This window comes from Klebsiella sp. 10, assembly GCF_018223925.1.
Classification (GTDB): domain Bacteria; phylum Pseudomonadota; class Gammaproteobacteria; order Enterobacterales; family Enterobacteriaceae; genus Klebsiella; species Klebsiella pneumoniae.
Map to the genome: position 1 here is coordinate 305,343 of NZ_JAGRRB010000014.1, position 16,706 is coordinate 322,048.

At 58.0% G+C, this 16,706-nt stretch carries 15 protein-coding genes and 5 tRNA genes; 13 read left to right on the plus strand and 7 right to left on the minus strand.

Annotated elements, in window-relative coordinates; translation table 11 throughout:
• The first annotated feature begins 20 nt into the window (after positions 1 to 20).
• The 13 genes from alaS to KHQ26_RS17340 all read left to right on the plus strand — a co-directional run bounded on the left by alaS (position 21) and on the right by KHQ26_RS17340 (position 9,133).
• The gene (gene alaS / locus KHQ26_RS17280; RefSeq protein ID WP_002914765.1) at positions 21 to 2,648 is read left to right on the plus strand and encodes an alanine--tRNA ligase; all 2,628 of its coding nucleotides are present in this window, start codon (positions 21 to 23) and stop codon (positions 2,646 to 2,648) included.
• A gap of 363 nt (positions 2,649 to 3,011) precedes the next feature.
• On the plus strand, positions 3,012 to 3,197 hold the full coding sequence (gene csrA / locus KHQ26_RS17285) for a carbon storage regulator CsrA (protein WP_000906486.1): 186 nt from the start codon (positions 3,012 to 3,014) through the stop codon (positions 3,195 to 3,197).
• 322 nt (positions 3,198 to 3,519) lie between these two features.
• A tRNA-Ser gene (locus tag KHQ26_RS17290) sits at positions 3,520 to 3,612 on the plus strand.
• 4 nt (positions 3,613 to 3,616) lie between these two features.
• Positions 3,617 to 3,693: transfer RNA gene (locus KHQ26_RS17295), tRNA-Arg, on the plus strand.
• Positions 3,694 to 3,843: 150 nt separating this feature from the next.
• Positions 3,844 to 3,920: transfer RNA gene (locus KHQ26_RS17300), tRNA-Arg, on the plus strand.
• 61 nt (positions 3,921 to 3,981) lie between these two features.
• Positions 3,982 to 4,058 (plus strand) — tRNA-Arg (locus tag KHQ26_RS17305).
• Between the two features lie 96 nt (positions 4,059 to 4,154).
• Positions 4,155 to 4,231, plus strand: a tRNA-Arg gene (locus KHQ26_RS17310).
• A gap of 355 nt (positions 4,232 to 4,586) precedes the next feature.
• Positions 4,587 to 4,901 (plus strand): BON domain-containing protein, encoded by a 315-nt coding sequence (locus tag KHQ26_RS17315; RefSeq protein WP_002914359.1) that lies wholly within the window; start codon positions 4,587 to 4,589, stop codon positions 4,899 to 4,901.
• Positions 4,902 to 5,026: 125 nt separating this feature from the next.
• Positions 5,027 to 5,593 carry a fructose-1-phosphate/6-phosphogluconate phosphatase gene (gene yqaB / locus KHQ26_RS17320; RefSeq protein WP_020803762.1) on the plus strand — a complete coding sequence of 189 codons (567 nt, stop codon included), beginning with the start codon at positions 5,027 to 5,029 and terminating at the stop codon, positions 5,591 to 5,593.
• On the plus strand, positions 5,590 to 6,018 hold the full coding sequence (locus KHQ26_RS17325; RefSeq protein WP_002914355.1) for a YqaA family protein: 429 nt from the start codon (positions 5,590 to 5,592) through the stop codon (positions 6,016 to 6,018). Before yqaB ends, KHQ26_RS17325 begins: the two co-directional genes overlap by 4 nt.
• A gap of 66 nt (positions 6,019 to 6,084) precedes the next feature.
• Positions 6,085 to 7,641, plus strand: a complete 1,557-nt coding sequence (gene gshA / locus KHQ26_RS17330; protein ID WP_002914353.1) for a glutamate--cysteine ligase — start codon at positions 6,085 to 6,087, stop codon at positions 7,639 to 7,641.
• 156 nt (positions 7,642 to 7,797) lie between these two features.
• The gene (gene luxS / locus KHQ26_RS17335) at positions 7,798 to 8,313 is read left to right on the plus strand and encodes an S-ribosylhomocysteine lyase (RefSeq protein WP_002914351.1); all 516 of its coding nucleotides are present in this window, start codon (positions 7,798 to 7,800) and stop codon (positions 8,311 to 8,313) included.
• Positions 8,314 to 8,365: 52 nt separating this feature from the next.
• The gene (locus tag KHQ26_RS17340; protein ID WP_004149452.1) at positions 8,366 to 9,133 is read left to right on the plus strand and encodes an AraC family transcriptional regulator; all 768 of its coding nucleotides are present in this window, start codon (positions 8,366 to 8,368) and stop codon (positions 9,131 to 9,133) included.
• On the opposite strand, the gene leuA is transcribed toward KHQ26_RS17340, so the two are convergent.
• From leuA to proX, 7 genes are all read right to left on the minus strand, one after another.
• Entirely contained in the window at positions 9,112 to 10,788 is a 1,677-nt protein-coding gene (gene leuA, locus KHQ26_RS17345) for a 2-isopropylmalate synthase (protein WP_004185353.1), read from the minus strand. The genes KHQ26_RS17340 and leuA overlap by 22 nt on opposite strands.
• A gap of 136 nt (positions 10,789 to 10,924) precedes the next feature.
• Positions 10,925 to 12,463: a multidrug efflux MFS transporter permease subunit EmrB gene (emrB, locus tag KHQ26_RS17350; RefSeq protein ID WP_002914342.1), complete on the minus strand. Its 1,539-nt coding sequence runs from the start codon at positions 12,461 to 12,463 to the stop codon at positions 10,925 to 10,927.
• Positions 12,464 to 12,478: 15 nt separating this feature from the next.
• Positions 12,479 to 13,651, minus strand: a complete 1,173-nt coding sequence (emrA, locus tag KHQ26_RS17355; protein WP_002914339.1) for a multidrug efflux MFS transporter periplasmic adaptor subunit EmrA — start codon at positions 13,649 to 13,651, stop codon at positions 12,479 to 12,481.
• Between the two features lie 125 nt (positions 13,652 to 13,776).
• Entirely contained in the window at positions 13,777 to 14,307 is a 531-nt protein-coding gene (gene mprA / locus KHQ26_RS17360) for a transcriptional repressor MprA (RefSeq protein WP_002914337.1), read from the minus strand.
• Between the two features lie 90 nt (positions 14,308 to 14,397).
• Positions 14,398 to 14,733, minus strand: coding sequence for an L-valine transporter subunit YgaH (gene ygaH / locus KHQ26_RS17365; protein ID WP_021469952.1), 336 nt, complete (start codon positions 14,731 to 14,733; stop codon positions 14,398 to 14,400).
• Positions 14,723 to 15,469 carry an AzlC family ABC transporter permease gene (locus KHQ26_RS17370; protein WP_020803754.1) on the minus strand — a complete coding sequence of 249 codons (747 nt, stop codon included), beginning with the start codon at positions 15,467 to 15,469 and terminating at the stop codon, positions 14,723 to 14,725. The genes ygaH and KHQ26_RS17370 overlap by 11 nt, the downstream gene beginning before the upstream one ends.
• A gap of 178 nt (positions 15,470 to 15,647) precedes the next feature.
• Positions 15,648 to 16,646 (minus strand): glycine betaine/L-proline ABC transporter substrate-binding protein ProX, encoded by a 999-nt coding sequence (gene proX / locus KHQ26_RS17375; RefSeq protein WP_002914330.1) that lies wholly within the window; start codon positions 16,644 to 16,646, stop codon positions 15,648 to 15,650.
• Positions 16,647 to 16,706: the final 60 nt, after the last annotated feature.

Genomic DNA, 16,706 nt, shown 5'->3' on the forward strand with positions numbered 1-16,706 from the left:
AGCTTGATTTCAGGATAATTATGAGCAAGAGCACCGCTGAGATCCGTCAGGCGTTTCTCGACTTTTTCCATAGCAAGGGACATCAGGTAGTTGCCAGCAGCTCCCTGGTGCCGCACAACGATCCGACCCTGCTGTTTACCAATGCAGGGATGAACCAGTTCAAGGATGTCTTCCTTGGTCTCGACAAACGTAATTATTCGCGTGCGACCACCGCACAGCGTTGCGTGCGTGCGGGTGGTAAACACAACGATCTGGAAAACGTCGGTTACACCGCGCGTCACCACACCTTTTTTGAAATGCTGGGCAACTTCAGCTTTGGCGATTACTTCAAGCAGGATGCCATCAAATACGCGTGGGAACTGCTGACCGGTGAGAACTGGTTCGCGCTGCCGAAAGAAAAACTGTGGGTTACCGTTTACGAGACCGATGACGAAGCTTTCGACATCTGGGCCAATGAAGTAGGCGTTCCGCGCGAGCGTATTATCCGCATCGGCGACAACAAAGGCGCGCCGTTTGCTTCTGACAACTTCTGGCAGATGGGCGACACCGGTCCGTGCGGCCCGTGCACCGAAATCTTCTTTGACCACGGCGATCACATCTGGGGCGGCCCTCCGGGAAGCCCGGAAGAAGATGGCGACCGTTACATTGAGATTTGGAACATCGTCTTCATGCAGTTCAACCGTCAGGCTGACGGTACTATGGAGCCGCTGCCGAAGCCGTCCGTCGACACCGGTATGGGTCTGGAGCGTATTGCCGCGGTGCTGCAGCACGTTAACTCCAACTATGACATCGACCTGTTCCGCGATCTGATCGCCAGCGTGGCGAAAGTCACCGGCGCGACCGATCTGACGAACAAGTCGCTGCGCGTTATCGCCGACCACATTCGCTCCTGCGCCTTCCTGGTTGCCGACGGCGTGATCCCGTCGAATGAAAACCGCGGCTACGTGCTGCGTCGTATCATTCGCCGCGCGATCCGTCACGGCAACATGCTGGGCGCGAAGGACACCTTCTTCTGGAAACTGGTTGCCCCGCTGATCGATGTGATGGGCTCCGCCGGCGACGAGCTGAAGCAGCAGCAGGCTCAGGTTGAGCAGGTGCTGAAAACCGAAGAAGAGCAGTTTGCCCGCACCCTCGAGCGCGGCCTGGCGCTGCTGGATGAGGAGCTGTCGAAGCTGAAAGGCGACACCCTGGACGGCGAAACCGCCTTCCGTCTGTACGACACCTACGGCTTCCCGGTCGACCTGACCGCCGATGTGTGCCGCGAGCGCAACATCAAGGTTGATGAAGCTGGTTTTGAAGCCGCGATGGAAGAGCAGCGCCGCCGCGCGCGCGAGTCCAGTGGTTTCGGCGCCGACTATAATGCGATGATCCGCGTTGACGGCGCCTCTGAATTTAAAGGCTACGATCATCTGGAGCTGAACGGCAAGGTTACCGCCCTGTTTATCGACGGCAAAGCGGTGGATAGCGTTAGCGCTGGCCAGGAAGCGGTGGTGATCCTTGATCAGACCCCGTTCTATGCGGAGTCCGGCGGCCAGGTGGGCGATAAAGGCGAATTAAAAGGCGCGGGCTTCTCCTTCGCAGTCAGCGACACGCAGAAGTACGGCCAGGCTATTGGTCATATCGGTAAAGTCGCCAGCGGCACACTGAAAGTGGGTGACGCGGTGCAGGCCGACGTAGATGAGGCTCGCCGTCAGCGTATCCGTCTCAACCACTCCGCGACGCACCTGATGCACGCGGCGCTGCGCCAGGTGCTCGGCACCCATGTGGCGCAGAAAGGTTCGCTGGTCAATGATAAAGCGCTGCGCTTTGACTTCTCGCATTTTGAAGCGATGAAGCCGGAAGAAATTCGTGCGGTGGAAGACCTGGTCAACGCGCAGATCCGTCGTAACCTGGCTATCGAAACCAACATTATGGATATCGATGCCGCGCGCGCATCCGGCGCCATGGCGCTGTTTGGCGAGAAATACGACGATCGCGTGCGCGTTCTGCGGATGGGCGACTTCTCCACGGAGCTGTGCGGCGGGACTCACGCGGCGCGTACCGGCGATATCGGCCTGTTCCGCATCACGTCAGAGTCCGGCACCGCTGCTGGCGTGCGCCGTATCGAAGCGGTGACTGGCGAAGGCGCGATGGCCATCCTGCATGCGCAGAGCGATCAGCTCAATGATATCGCTCAGCTGCTGAAGGGTGACAGCCACAATCTCGGCGAGAAGGTTCGCGCCGCGCTGGAGCGTACCCGTCAGCTGGAAAAAGAGCTGCAGCAGCTGAAAGAGCAGGCTGCGGCGCAGGAGAGCGCAAACCTCTCCAGCAAAGCGGAAGAGATTAACGGCGTTAAGCTGCTGGTCAGCGAACTGACCGGCGTTGAGCCGAAAATGCTGCGTACCATGGTTGACGATCTGAAGAACCAGCTCGGTTCGACGATCGTTGTATTAGCTACGGTAGCGGATGGTAAGGTTTCTCTGATTGCAGGTGTGTCTAAGGATGTGACAGACCGCGTGAAAGCAGGGGAGCTGGTTGGTATGGTCGCTCAGCAGGTGGGCGGTAAAGGGGGCGGTCGTCCGGATATGGCGCAGGCCGGTGGTACCGATGCGTCTGCTCTCCCTGCAGCGTTAGCCAGTGTGAAAGGCTGGGTCAGCGCAAAACTGTAATAACTATAAACGCATTTACCCTAAATAATTCGAGTTGCAGGAAGGCGGCGACGCAGCGAATCCCCAGGAGCTTACTCTAGTAAGTGACTGGGGTGAGCGAGGAAAGCCAACACGCATGCAACTTGAAGTATGACGGGTATAGGTGCCATAACCAGAGGGTTGCGGCACCTTGCGTCAGAAACACTGATAACGATAAAGTCGGGTTGAAATTGTGTATATCGGCTAAACTTAGGTTTAACAGAATGTGATGCCATGACTGCTTATACCCTAAGGTATTTGTCATCGCTTACTTTTTGGCGTTATATGATGGATAATGCCGGGATACGAGAGACCCGACTCTTTTAATCTTTCAAGGAGCAAAGAATGCTGATTCTGACTCGTCGAGTTGGTGAGACCCTCATGATTGGAGATGAGGTCACTGTGACAGTTTTAGGGGTGAAGGGTAACCAGGTTCGTATTGGCGTAAACGCCCCTAAAGAAGTGTCTGTTCACCGTGAAGAGATCTACCAGCGTATTCAGGCTGAAAAATCCCAGCAGTCCAGTTACTAAGGTTTCCGCGCCTCGCTGTGCAGTGAGGCGCATCACTTACCGCCGCTTTTTCCCTTTTTCTGTTTTTTCCCCCTGCGCCATACCGCTTTTCATTACCCTTTGCCGCTTTGGTCGTTTGGCGTTATGCCAGCGTCAGGGCTGATTTCCTGTTGATAAATTGCCCTTTTTGCCGTTTTTGCATGCGAATTGCGTGCGAAGTGTGCAAACGAAAAAAGGTCTCGAAAAAGTGTTTGACTTATAAGTACCAGAAAGTAATATGTGCGCCATCGCAGCGACGAAGAGCAGAAACAAGTTCTTCGAAGCACTCGAAAGAGGCGTGTGTGGTGAGGTGGCCGAGAGGCTGAAGGCGCTCCCCTGCTAAGGGAGTATGCGGTCAAAAGCTGCATCCGGGGTTCGAATCCCCGCCTCACCGCCATTTTGCATCCGTAGCTCAGCTGGATAGAGTACTCGGCTACGAACCGAGCGGTCGGAGGTTCGAATCCTCCCGGATGCACCATCTTCTTTCTGAATTAAGAGAGAAGAGCGCTGTGAAAGCAGCGGCCCGCAGTGCGAGGCATAATCGAGTCACTCTACCGATTAGGCCATCATACTCAGTGTGGCATGTGTTAGTTGTGACACTGACGCGTAGTAAAGCAAGTTTCCCGATGCATCCGTAGCTCAGCTGGATAGAGTACTCGGCTACGAACCGAGCGGTCGGAGGTTCGAATCCTCCCGGATGCACCATTCTTTAATAAGAATGGCAAATCGCGAAATTTGATATCAGAATTACAGCAGTAATCCCGATGCATCCGTAGCTCAGCTGGATAGAGTACTCGGCTACGAACCGAGCGGTCGGAGGTTCGAATCCTCCCGGATGCACCATATTCTCCTTAGTAACAGCAACATTGTTGTTATCTGGTTTGCGAAACCATCGTAAGTGCCAGGAGAGTAACCCCGCAGTAAAATAGCTTTCCCGATGCATCCGTAGCTCAGCTGGATAGAGTACTCGGCTACGAACCGAGCGGTCGGAGGTTCGAATCCTCCCGGATGCACCATATTCTCCTTAGTAACAGCGACGATGTTGTTTTATGGTCTGCGAAATCATCGCCAGCACCAGGGGGGATAACGTTGCGTAAGCAACGGCCCAAAGGGCGAGGCGTAGCCGAGTCATCCTCCCGGATGCACCATATTCTCCTCAGTAACAACGACGATGTTGTTGCATAGGCTGCGAAATTATCGCCGCACCCGTTCTGAATGCATAATCTTCACTCTTCTCTCACCATCCCGATTACCTCGTTTTCCATCACTGGCTTCATCCTGACTTTTTTATTGGCAAGACGCGCTTTCCACTATAATTTATCCTTGTATATCAGCGTTATCAGGCTGAGATAAATGCAAGGAGAGAAATCCATGAAATGGTTCAAAGCAATACCTGCTTTTTGCGCGACGCTGCTGGTAACGACGGCCCTCGCTGGCTGTGCGGGATCGGCTACAAAGGAGAGTACGGGCGGCTATATTGACGATACCGTGGTGACCACCAAGGTGAAAACGGCGCTCTTTAACGATAAAGACATTAAGTCCTCAGAAATTAGCGTCCAGACCTTTAAAGGCCGCGTCCAGCTGAGCGGATTTGTCTCCTCCGCGGAGAGCGCTAAACGAGCCGTAGAAGTCACACGCCGAGTGCAGGGCGTGCGAATGGTCGAGAACGATCTGCGTATTAAATAAGGCTGGTTATCCGGCCTAATGTTTGGGGGCGCCTGAGGGCGCCTTTGTCGTCTGCGCCGCTGGCCGCGACAACGGCGGGCTTTTGCGTTACAGTAATCATTCCCAAACCGGTTGGTGAGAAGACAATGTACGAAGGTTACGCAGGACTGATCTTTGATATGGATGGCACCATTCTCGATACCGAGCCGACCCATCGGCAGGCATGGAACGAGGTATTGGGCCGCTACGGTATGCGTTTCGACGAACACGCGATGGTCGCGCTCAATGGCTCACCAACCTGGCGAATCGCCCAGGCTATTATCGAACTCAACCAGGCCGATCTCGATCCACATCGCCTGGCGCAGGAAAAAACCCAGGCCGTCAAAGCGATGCTGCTGGACAGCGTACGCCCGTTGCCGCTGATTGAGGTGGTTAAGGCATGGCACGGCCGTCGCCCGATGTCGGTGGGAACCGGCAGCGAGAGCGCCGTCGCCGAAGCGCTGCTGGCGCACCTGGGGCTGCGTCATTACTTCTCCGCGGTGGTGGCGGCCGATCATGTGGTCAACCATAAACCCGCGCCCGATACCTTCCTGCTGTGCGCCGAGCGCATGGGCGTCGCGCCGGAAAAATGCGTCGTCTTCGAAGATGCCGACTTTGGTCTGCAGGCGGCGAAGCGCGCGGGAATGGACGCAGTTGACGTGCGTTTGCTGTGAGCGACGCGCTGTCACTCACCTCGCTGTTTGCCAGTAGCTTTTTAAGCGCCACGCTGCTCCCCGGCAATTCGGAGGTTGTGCTGGTGGCTATGCTACTTGCGGGGGTCAGTCATCCGTGGTGGTTAGTATTAATAGCAACAATCGGCAATAGCCTTGGAGGGGTAACTAACGTTATTCTGGGGCGCTTGTTTCCGCTGCGCAAAACCTCGCGCTGGCAGGAGCGGGCGGCCGGCTGGCTTAAGCGCTACGGCGCGGTCACGCTCTTACTGAGCTGGGCGCCGGTTGTCGGCGATTTACTGTGTTTGCTGGCGGGATGGATGCGCATTTCCTGGGGACCGGTACTCTTTTTCTTATGCCTTGGTAAGGCGCTGCGCTATATCGCTATTGCGGCAGCGACGCTTCAGGGCATGACGTGGTGGCACTAATTGGACTGACAGTTCATCCATTACAATTATGCTTATTCAAACGATTTCGACAGGCGGGAGGTCAAATTGATCCCGGACGTATCACAGGCGCTGGCCTGGCTGGAAAAACATCCGCAGGCTCTGCAGGGTATTCAACGTGGTCTGGAGCGGGAAACGCTGCGCGTGAACGCAGACGGCACCCTTGCAACGACCGGTCACCCTCCGGCGTTAGGCTCAGCGCTAACGCATAAATGGATTACCACCGATTTTGCCGAAGCTTTACTTGAGTTCATTACGCCAGTAGATGGCGATATTGAGCATATGCTGACCTTTATGCGCGATGTCCATCGCTATACCGCGCGTCAGCTTGGCGACGAGCGGATGTGGCCGCTGAGCATGCCATGCTATATCGCCCCCGGTCAGGATATTGAGCTGGCGCAGTACGGCACCTCTAACGTGGGGCGCCTGAAAACGCTATATCGCGAGGGGCTGAAGAACCGCTATGGCGCGCTGATGCAGACTATCTCCGGCGTGCACTATAACTTCTCCCTACCGATGGCCTTCTGGCAGGCAAAATGTGGTGTGGAAGATGCCGAGAGTGGTAAAGAGGCCATTTCGGCGGGCTATTTCCGCTCAATTCGTAACTACTATCGCTTTGGCTGGGTGATCCCCTATCTGTTTGGCGCCTCGCCGGCGATTTGCTCCTCATTCCTGCAAGGCAAACCGACAACGCTGCCCTTTGAGGAAACGGGCAACGGCATGTATTACCTGCCGTATGCCACCTCGCTGCGCCTCAGCGACCTTGGTTATACCAATAAGTCGCAAAGCAATCTCGGAATTACGTTTAACGATCTGCACGAGTATGTGGCAGGATTGAAGCGGGCGATTAAAACGCCGTCGGAAGAGTACGCCAAAATCGGGCTGCAGAAAGACGGCAAGTATCTGCAGATCAACAGCAACATTCTGCAGATTGAAAATGAACTTTATGCGCCGATCCGCCCGAAACGCGTCACCCGTCGGGGCGAAACCCCGTCCGATGCGCTGTTGCGCGGTGGTATTGAGTATATCGAAGTGCGTTCGCTGGATATCAATCCGTTCTCGCCGATCGGCGTTGACGCCCAGCAGGTGCGTTTCCTCGACCTGTTTATGGTCTGGTGCGCGCTGGCCGACGCGCCGGAGATGAGCAGCGATGAGCTGCTGTGCACCCGCACCAACTGGAATCGGGTGATTCTGGAAGGGCGTAAGCCGGGCTTAACGCTGGGGATTGGCTGCGAAAGCGCGCAGTTCCCGCTGGCTCAGGTGGGCAAAGATCTGTTCCGCGATTTACGCCGCGTGGCGCAGACCCTGGACAGTATCCACGGTGGCCAGGCATATCAGCAGGTCTGCGACGAGCTGCTGGCCTGCTTTGACGATCCGGAATTAACCTTCTCAGCCCGCATTCTGCGTTCTATGATTGAAGAAGGCATTGGCGGTACCGGCCGTGCGCTTGCCGATCGTTACCGGACGCAGCTGCGCGAAGAGCCGCTGGAGATCCTGAGCGAAGACGATTTTATCGCCGAGCGCGACGCGTCGGTGGCGCGACAGAAGAAAGTGGAAGCTGAAGACAGCGAGCCGTTTGAGGCGCTGCTGGCGCGGCACGCGTAGCGCTGGAAAAGAAAAAGGCCACATCACTGTGGCCAAACTTTCATCTCTGATTCAGGGATGATGATGATAATAAATGCGCGTCTTTCATATACTGAGACTCGCGGCTGAACAAAGAGTTCATTTTATTTTAAAAAAATTCACTCCCGGAGGTGACGAATGCCGTTGTTAGATAGTTTCACAGTCGACCATACCCGAATGGAAGCCCCAGCGGTGCGTGTCGCGAAGAAAATGAACACGCCGCATGGCGATGAAATCACCGTTTTCGATCTGCGCTTCTGCGTACCGAACCAGGAAGTGATGCCGGAACGCGGTATCCACACCCTGGAGCATCTGTTCGCGGGCTTTATGCGCGATCATCTGAACGGGAATGGCGTGGAAATTATCGACATTTCGCCAATGGGCTGCCGCACCGGCTTCTATATGAGCCTGATTGGTACGCCGGACGAGCAGCGCGTCGCTGACGCCTGGAAAGCGGCGATGGCCGATGTGCTGAAGGTGAAAGATCAGAACCAGATCCCGGAGCTCAACGTCTACCAGTGCGGGACTTACACCATGCACTCGCTGGAAGAGGCCCAGGACATCGCTCGCCATATCATTGAGCGCGATGTGCGCATCAACAGCAACGACGAACTGGCGTTGCCGAAAGAAAAACTGCAGGAACTGCACATCTAGTGCTTCCGCCACGGCCCGACGCCTGTCGCCGGGCCGCTCTTCTGACGCCGCGATGACGACGACGCTTTCCTTCTCCTTTCAGCACCGCCCACTGGTGCCCTTTGCCCATGATTATGCCCATGGTGACCAGGAAGACTGGCATCAGCATGACTGCGCCCAGCTGCTGCATATACTAAGCGGCGTGGTGCGGGTCGCGACGCCGGTAGGCTACTGGGTGGTGCCGCCCGGGCGCGGCGTCTGGCTGCCGGCGGGAACGCCGCACGCGCTGCGCATGACCGGCAACGTGGCGGCGCGCACCCTGTTTATCGATCCGCTGGCGCGCGCCGATCTTCCGGCGGGCTGCCAGATCGTACAGATCACGCCGCTGTTGCGGGAACTGATCGTGTCATCCCTGGCGCTGGCGGAACGCTATGCCCCCGCCAGCCGCGACGAAAGAATTTATGAACTGATCCTCGATGAGATCCGCGGGATGGCGATCCTGCCGTTTGGCCTGCCGGAGCCGCAAAGCGAAACGCTGCGTCGGCTGTGCCAGCAGGTACGCGAGGCGCCGGGCGAGGCCTGGAGCAGCGGCCAAGCGGCGAAGGCGTGCAGCATGAGCGAGCGAACCCTAAACCGCCATTTTCAGCAGCAGACTAGCCTGACGTGGAGCGAGTGGGTGCGCCGGGCGAAGCTAATGGAAGCGCTGGTGCGCCTGGCGCAGGGCCACTCCGTGCTGCGGGTGGCGCTGGAGCTGGGCTACGGTAGCCACAGCGCCTTCAGCGCCATGTTTCGTCGGGTGATGGGCGTCGCCCCCAGCGACTATTTTCGTCCCCCGGCCTGATCGGCGGCGCTGAGCGCATTGCACAGCGCCTGCAGCGAGGCGCGCGCCACGTCATTATCGATACCCACGCCCCAGTAGCTTTCTCCTTGCGGAAAAACGCAGCGGATATAGGCCACCGACCGGCTGTCGCTGCGCGCGCCGAGGGTATGCTCATGATAGTCCTTGATCATAAACGGCTGCCGAAACAGCGCGCTGAGCCCGCTGGCTGCGGCGGAGAGCAGGCCGTTGCCCTGGCCCTGCAGGCGTCGGGTTTCGCCGTGGTGACGCAGCGTTGCCTGCAGGGAAAGCTGGCCATCCTGCTGGCTGGCGCTCTGATAATCGAGCAGCGTCAGCGCCGGCTGCGCCTGCAGCCCGTAGCGCGTGCGGAACAGCTGCCACAGCGCATGGTGGGTCATCTCTTTGCCGTCGCTATCGGTGGCCTGCTGAACGTGCTGGCTGAAGTCCTGCTGCAGCCCGCGGGGCAGTTTCAGACCATGATTTTGTTCGATAAGCCAGGCGCTGCCGCTCTTCCCCGACTGGCTGTTGACGCGGATCACCGCCTCATAGCTGCAGCCAATATCCTGCGGGTCAATGGGCAGGTAGGGCATCTGCCACGGATCGCCAGGCTGACGGGCATCAAACCCTTTTTTGATCGCATCCTGATGGGAGCCGGAGAAGGCGGTGTAAGCCAGACTTCCCGCCCACGGGTGGCGCGGGTGAACGGGGATCTGGTTGCAGTTTTCCACCACCTCCACCACCCGGTTCATCTGCTCGAAGCGAAGCTCAGGGTCGATGCCCTGGCTGTAGAGGTTCATCGCCAAAGTCACCAGACAGACGTTGCCGGTGCGTTCGCCGTTGCCAAACAGGCAGCCTTCTACCCGATCGGCGCCGGCCATCACCGCCAGCTCGGCGCTGGCGACGCCGGTGCCGCGATCGTTATGCGGGTGCACGCTGATGCAGACCTCGCCGCGGCGGGAGAAGTGGCGGCAAAAATACTCGATCTGATCGGCATAGACGTTGGGGGTGTTGACTTCCACCGTCGCCGGCAGATTGACGATCATCGGTCGCTCGGCGCAGGGCTGCCAGACATCCGCCACCGCTTCGCAAATCTCAAGCGCAAACTCGGGCTCGGTGAAGCAGAAGGTTTCAGGCGAATATTCATATTGCCAGCGGGTCTCCGGCTGCTGTTCGCACTGCTGACGGATAAGCCGGGTGGCGCGGGTCGCGAGGGCGATCACCTCGGCCTTGTCCATGCCGAAAACCAGCTCGCGGAACAGCGGCGCGGTGGCATTGTAGAGGTGGACGGTAGCCCGGCGGGCGCCGCGCAGCGCCTCAAAGGTGCGCAGGATCAGCGGGTCTCGCGCCTGGGTCAGCACCTGGATGGTGACATCCTCCGGGATGCGCTGTTCGTCAATCAGCTGGCGGACAAAGTTGAAATCGGTTTGTGAGGCGGAAGGGAAGGCGACTTCAATCTCTTTAAAGCCGCACTCCAGCAGCAGATCCCAGAACTGCAGTTTGCGGGCGCTGTCCATGGGCTCCGCCAGCGCCTGGTTGCCGTCGCGCAGGTCAGTCGACAGCCAGCGCGGGGCGTGGCTGATTTGCCGGTCTGGCCAGCGGCGGTCAGGCAGGGCGATCGGCGGATAGGGACGGTACTTTTCAGCAGGATGGCTCAGCATAGTGTTCTCCTTAATGGTCAGCCTTTATCCTGCCCGAGCGCAGGGTGACGGGCTTTCGCAAACGAGACAGAAACTAGCGAGAACTGGACAACCTGACGCCGTAAAAAAGGGACCCGGAGGTCCCTTTATGTGAGGCTTAGTGCGCGCCGCCGCCGCCTCCGCCGGCGCTGAACGGTGGTCTGGCGAACCACACCAGCCCCAACAGCAGGATGAAAATAGCCGCAGAAATCCAGAAGATTTCGTTGGCGGAGATAATCAGCCCCTGGTTGGTTATCTGCTGCGCTATCCAGCCGGACGCCTGCTGCTGCGTCATTCCCATGCCCTGCAGCTGATCGTATATCTGCTGCGCGTTGGGGTTAAAGGGGGTCACCGATTCGGTGAGCTGCGCATGATGCAGCGCCTCGCGGTTGGTCCACAGGGTGGTGGTGATCGAGGTCCCGATGGAGCCGGCAAGGGTACGGGTGAAGTTCGACAGGCTCGACGCCGCCGCCAGCCGCTCCGGCGGCAGGCCGGAGAGGGTGATGGTGGTCAACGGCATGAAGAAGCAGGCCACCGCGAAGCCCTGGATAAACTGTGGCCACGCCGAGGCGCCAAAGTCCATCCCCGGTTCGAAGGTCCAGGCGCGCCAGTAGAAGCAGACCGCGTACATAATAAAGCTGAAGGTGACCAGCCGCCGCATGTCGAGCTTATGCGCGAAGCGGCCGATAATCGGCGACAGAATGACCGGGATCACCCCCACCGGCGCCGACGCCAGGCCGGCCCAGGTCGCGGTGTAGCCGTAGACCTCCTGCAACAGCTGCGGCAGCAGCACGATGGCGCCGAAGTAGAGCATATAGGCCAGACTGATACAGAGGCAGCCGATGGTGAAGTTGCGCGACTTAAATAGCGATAGATCGACAATCGGGTTATCGTCGGTTAGCTCCCAGACGATCAGGAAGCTTATCGCCACCACCGCCACGATGGTCAGAATGATAATCTCATTGGAGGAGAACCAGTCCAGCTCTTTACCCCGGTCCAGCATCACCTGCAGGCTACCGATACCAATGATCAGCAGCGCCAGACCGACGCCGTCGATCCGCCGCTGTTCGGTTTTGGTTTCCCGGTTGCGCAGGGTCTGCAGGGTCATCAGCACCACCGCCACGCCAATGGGCACGTTGATAAAGAAGATCCAGCCCCAGTGATAGTTATCGCTGATATAGCCGCCGAGGATCGGACCGCAGATGGGCGCGACAATCACCGTCATTGACCACAGCGCCAGAGCGATAGAGCGCTTCGCCGGGGGATAGTTGCTGAGCAGCAGACTTTGCGACAGCGGGATCAGCGGTCCGGCGACGATCCCCTGAATGACGCGGAAGAAAATCAGCATCGTCAGGCTGTTGGAGACGCCGCAGGCCCAGGAGGCAATGGCGAAAGCGGTGGTTGACCACAGGAACAGCTTCACCTCGCCGACGCGCTTGGCCAGCCAGCCGGTGATCGGGATGGAGATGGCGTTAGCGACCCCGAACGAGGTGATGACCCAGGTCCCCTGGCTCAGCGACGAGCCAAGGTTGCCGGCAATGGTCGGGATCGCCACGTTGGCGATAGTGGAATCCAGCACCTGCATGAACGTCGCGAGCGACAGCGCAATGGTCATAATGACCAGCTGCGCGCCTTCCAGCGGTTTTTGCTGTTGCATTACACTCACCCCGAATTATCCGGCGTTGGCCTGAATGATCTCGTCTATCAGCTTATTAACCGGATCGAGAGCGATTTCGCGGGCATTGCTCTCGTAAACCGGGGAGCTCCGCACCTGGCTGGCCAGCATTTCACCATCGCGATCGGTGGTGTTGACTTCCACCAGCGTCGAGAGGCCGATGCGCAGCGGGTGTTCCGCTAGTTGTTTTTCATCCAGCTCGATACGAACCGGCAGGCGCTGTACCACTTTGATCCAGTTGCCGGTGGCATTCTGCGCCGGCAGCAGGGAGAAGGCGCTGCCGGTGCCCATATCCAGACCGACCACTTTACCGGTGTATTTCACGTCATCGCCATAGATATCGCTGATCACGGTGGCCGGCTGGCCGATACGCATATGCGCCAGCTGAGTCTCTTTAAAGTTAGCATCGATCCACAGGTTGGTCGCCGGGACCACCGCCATCAGCGGCGTGGTGGTGCCGATCTGCGCGCCAGGCTGTACCGAGCGACGGGAAACGTAGCCGCTAATCGGGCTGACGATCTGCGTACGCTGCAGGGCCAGCCAGGCGTTACGCACTTCAGTGGCCGCCTGGAGCACCGCCGGCTGCTGTTCTAGCCTGGTGCCCAGCACGATCGCCTGGTTGGCGTTGTACTGCTGGATTGCCACGTCGAGTTCGGCCTGTGCGCTGGCGACGGTATCGCGGGCGTGCTGCAGCTCTTCGCGGCCAATGAGGTTCGCGGCGCCCAGCGGGATGCGGCGGTTCAGGTCAGCCTGCGCCTGGGCAAGGGCGGTTTTTTTGACGTCGATGTTCGCCTGCAATTGCTTGCTGTTGATCATCTGCTGGCGGGTCTGACGGACGCTGGCGGCCAGTTGGGTCTTAGCCTTTTCAAACGCCTGTTGGGCATCGGTCCGATCGAGAGTGACCAGCGGATCGCCTTTCTGCACGTAGTCCGTGTTGTCAGCCCAGACTTTGGTCACGCTGCCCGCGACCTGAGCCATAATTTGTACCTGATTCCCTGCCACGTAGGCATCGTCGGTCTCTTCGTAGTGACGCAGTACCAGAAACCAGTAAATCCCATATGCCACGGCAATAATAATGAAGAGCAATGTCAGCAACAGAAGGGCGCCTTTACGCTTTCCTTTTTTGCTGCCTGGTTGCTGCGGGGTTTGGCTCTCCGCATTTGCACTCATGTTATTCTCCACGATCTTATTATTTCACATCGGCTGAGCCGACCTGTTTATCAGAAAGGCCAGCAGAGATCTGCTGGCCTGGCTGTTTTCCTTGCAACGTAAAAATGGGCTGAGCGACGCCGCCCTTAGCGTAGAGAGTCCGCTAGCACGCCTTCTTCTTCCATCTGATCAAGGCGGCTCAGGAGTTTGCGGGTGATGTGTTCGAGCTGATCTTTTTCGCTGGTGCTAAGTGAAGACCACAGCTGATGCAGGCAGTTATGCTGCGGCGGCAGGACTTCACGCAAAAACTGATGGCCCTTTTCGGTCAGTTGCAGATGCAAACAGCGACGATCGTTATCGCTCTCGCGGCGCTCAATCCAGCCGCGTTTTTCCAGTTCATCAGCGATACGGGTGGCGTTGGTACGTGACGAGCCCAGCGCACAGCTCAGCTCGGACGGCTGGATGCTGTGGTTTTCCTGTGACTCCAGCGTAATCAGCGCCATAAATAATGTCTCGTTAATTCCCTGCGCTTTGAGCATTTTATTGCGATTTTCCAGCAGCTTACCTTGCATATGCATGCAAAGACGAGTTAACAGGATCTCCTGAAACGGGAAATCTTCATGGCGGCTGGCGCGGAACTTGAGCATTTGCTCAATGGGAGTAAACGAACTATCCATTTGGGTATGACCTCATTAATTACAGCCGATATAATAACTATTGTGACAAATAAATCAAATGAATTATTGACCAAAATTGATACGTAAAGCTTAAAGCCCGTTGATGATTTTCCATGCCAGACCATAGGCAAACGCCGACAGCAGGGTCGGGACAATGATGCTGCGGGTTTTCCAGAAGGCGGCGCCCAGCACCAGGAAGCCGGTCAGCGTCGGCGCCAGGCGATGGGCATCGGCGAGGATCTCCGGCACGCTGGAGACCACCAACAGCGCGCAAATCGAGGCGATGCCAATGGTATCCAGCAGCACGCTGACCGGGCCGCGGCGGGCAGGACGGGCGTGGCCGACGCGCAAACGCAGAGGAAGATAGCGAAAGAGATAGTTGACGCCGCCGACTATCACCCCGAGCAGAAGGACTTCACTGTTCATCCGGCATCCCCTTGAGCATGGCCTGAAGCAGCGCCGTCAGACACCCGCAGACAATTCCGGCGAGGATCGCCGCCGGAATGGAAAATAACAGAATGCCGCCCAGCGCGCCCGCTAGCGCCGCCGTGACGCAGAGTGACTGCTGACGCTGGAAAGAGGCCAGCAGGAAGCTCATAAACAGCGCCGGCAGCATAAAGCCGAGGGCGGCTTCCACCGCCGGATAATCCACCAGCAGGCCGTTGCCGGACCAGGCGCCGGCCAGCGTGCCGCACACCCACGATGCCCACGAGGTAAAAGCGAGACCAAGCATCCAGTTTTCGCTCCAGCGGCGGTGATCGCGAACCAGCCTGGCGGTAGCGGCGGCGAAAACCTCATCGGTCAGGCCGAAGGCCCAGAGGGCGGTTTTCTTTTTATCCAGCGCTGAGCGAATGCGGCTGCGCAATGAGGGGCCATACAGCACGTGGCGGACATCCATCGCCATTACCGTCAGGGCGGCGACCCACAGCGAACTGCCGGCGGCCAACATGGCGGTGATCACAAACTGGCTGGCGCCGGCGTAAATAATGCAGGAGAAGAACAGGCTTTCCAGCGGGGTGAAGCCCAGCCGGGTGGCATTGAGTCCGAAGGCGAATGCCACCGGAAGGTAGCTGATGACGATGGGGAGACTGTCTTTGACGCCTTCGCCGACGGTGGCGACGCGTTCAGGTAAGGCACAGGTTAAGGGCGCGGGGTTTTCCATATGAATAACTTATCGCTGGATCCATGTGAAGATGGCAATTTGACCGATGTCTCCACCTTAACAGAGCGCGATGCGCCTTAACACTATGGAAATTCCTGGAAACGCGTTTCTATGACCTGGCCACGAGAAAGGGGGCAAGGGGGCCGGATAAGGCGCTGGGCCTTATCCGTGAGCGGGTTTACTGCTGCGCGGCGAGGGCGGTTTTCACCCAGCTGTCGAACAGCGGCTGGTGGGCTTTGATCCAGCCATCAACGTGGCCGTTAATGTCGGCTTCGGAAGCATGGCCTTCGTGCATCATCGCATTCTCGGCGTTGATGTCGGCGATCGGCAGCTTCATGACGCTAAACAGAGTGGCGGCGGCCGGATTTTTCTCCGCCCAGGCTTTGTTGGCGACGATGTGCATGGTGTTCACCGGGAAGCCATAGTTGGCGCCGTTGGCCAGTTTGGTGTCGATGTTTTTCTGTTCGCCCGGCAGGGAGGAGAACGGCACCTGCAGCCAGACGACGTCCTTGCCAGGCTTCAGCACGTCGCTAACCCAGTACGGCGTCCAGGTGTAGTAGAGCACCGGTTTACCCTCTTTATACCGGGCAATGGTGTCGGCCATCATCGCCGCGTAGTTGCCCTGGTTATGGGTGACGGTTTTGCTCAGGCCATAGGCGTCAATCTGATGGTTAATCACTGCTTCGCAGCCCCATCCTGGGGTACAGCCGGTGAGATCCGCTTTACCGTCATTGTTGGTATCAAACAGTTTGGCGATCTGCGGATCTTTGAGCTGATCGATGGAGGTGATGTGGTACTGCTCAGCGGTTTTTTTGTCGATCAAATAGCCCTGGGCGGCGCCTGAGACGTACACTCCTTTGCGATAGAATTTGTTATCACCGCCCGCCGCGGCGTACATGTCATCGTGCAGCGGTTGCCAGTTGGTGGCGATAAAGGTGGTATCTCCGGCGGCAATCGACGTATAGGCAACGTTATAGTCCACTTCGCTGGGTTTCTCGACGGTGTAGCCCAGCTTCTCCAGCGCGCGACTGACCAGCAGGGTCTGGAAGCTCTCTTCGGAGATAGTGCTCTGAGCGGGCTTCACCGTAATCCCTTTACCCGGCAGGTCGGCGGCGAAGGCGCTGGTGGCGAGCAGGGTGGCAAAGGCGGCGGTGGCCAACATCGTACTATGTCGCATGGTGGTTCCTCTTATTGTTTAACGGGAAGGGCCGCTCCCGGGCATCGGCTGGTGCCGGGG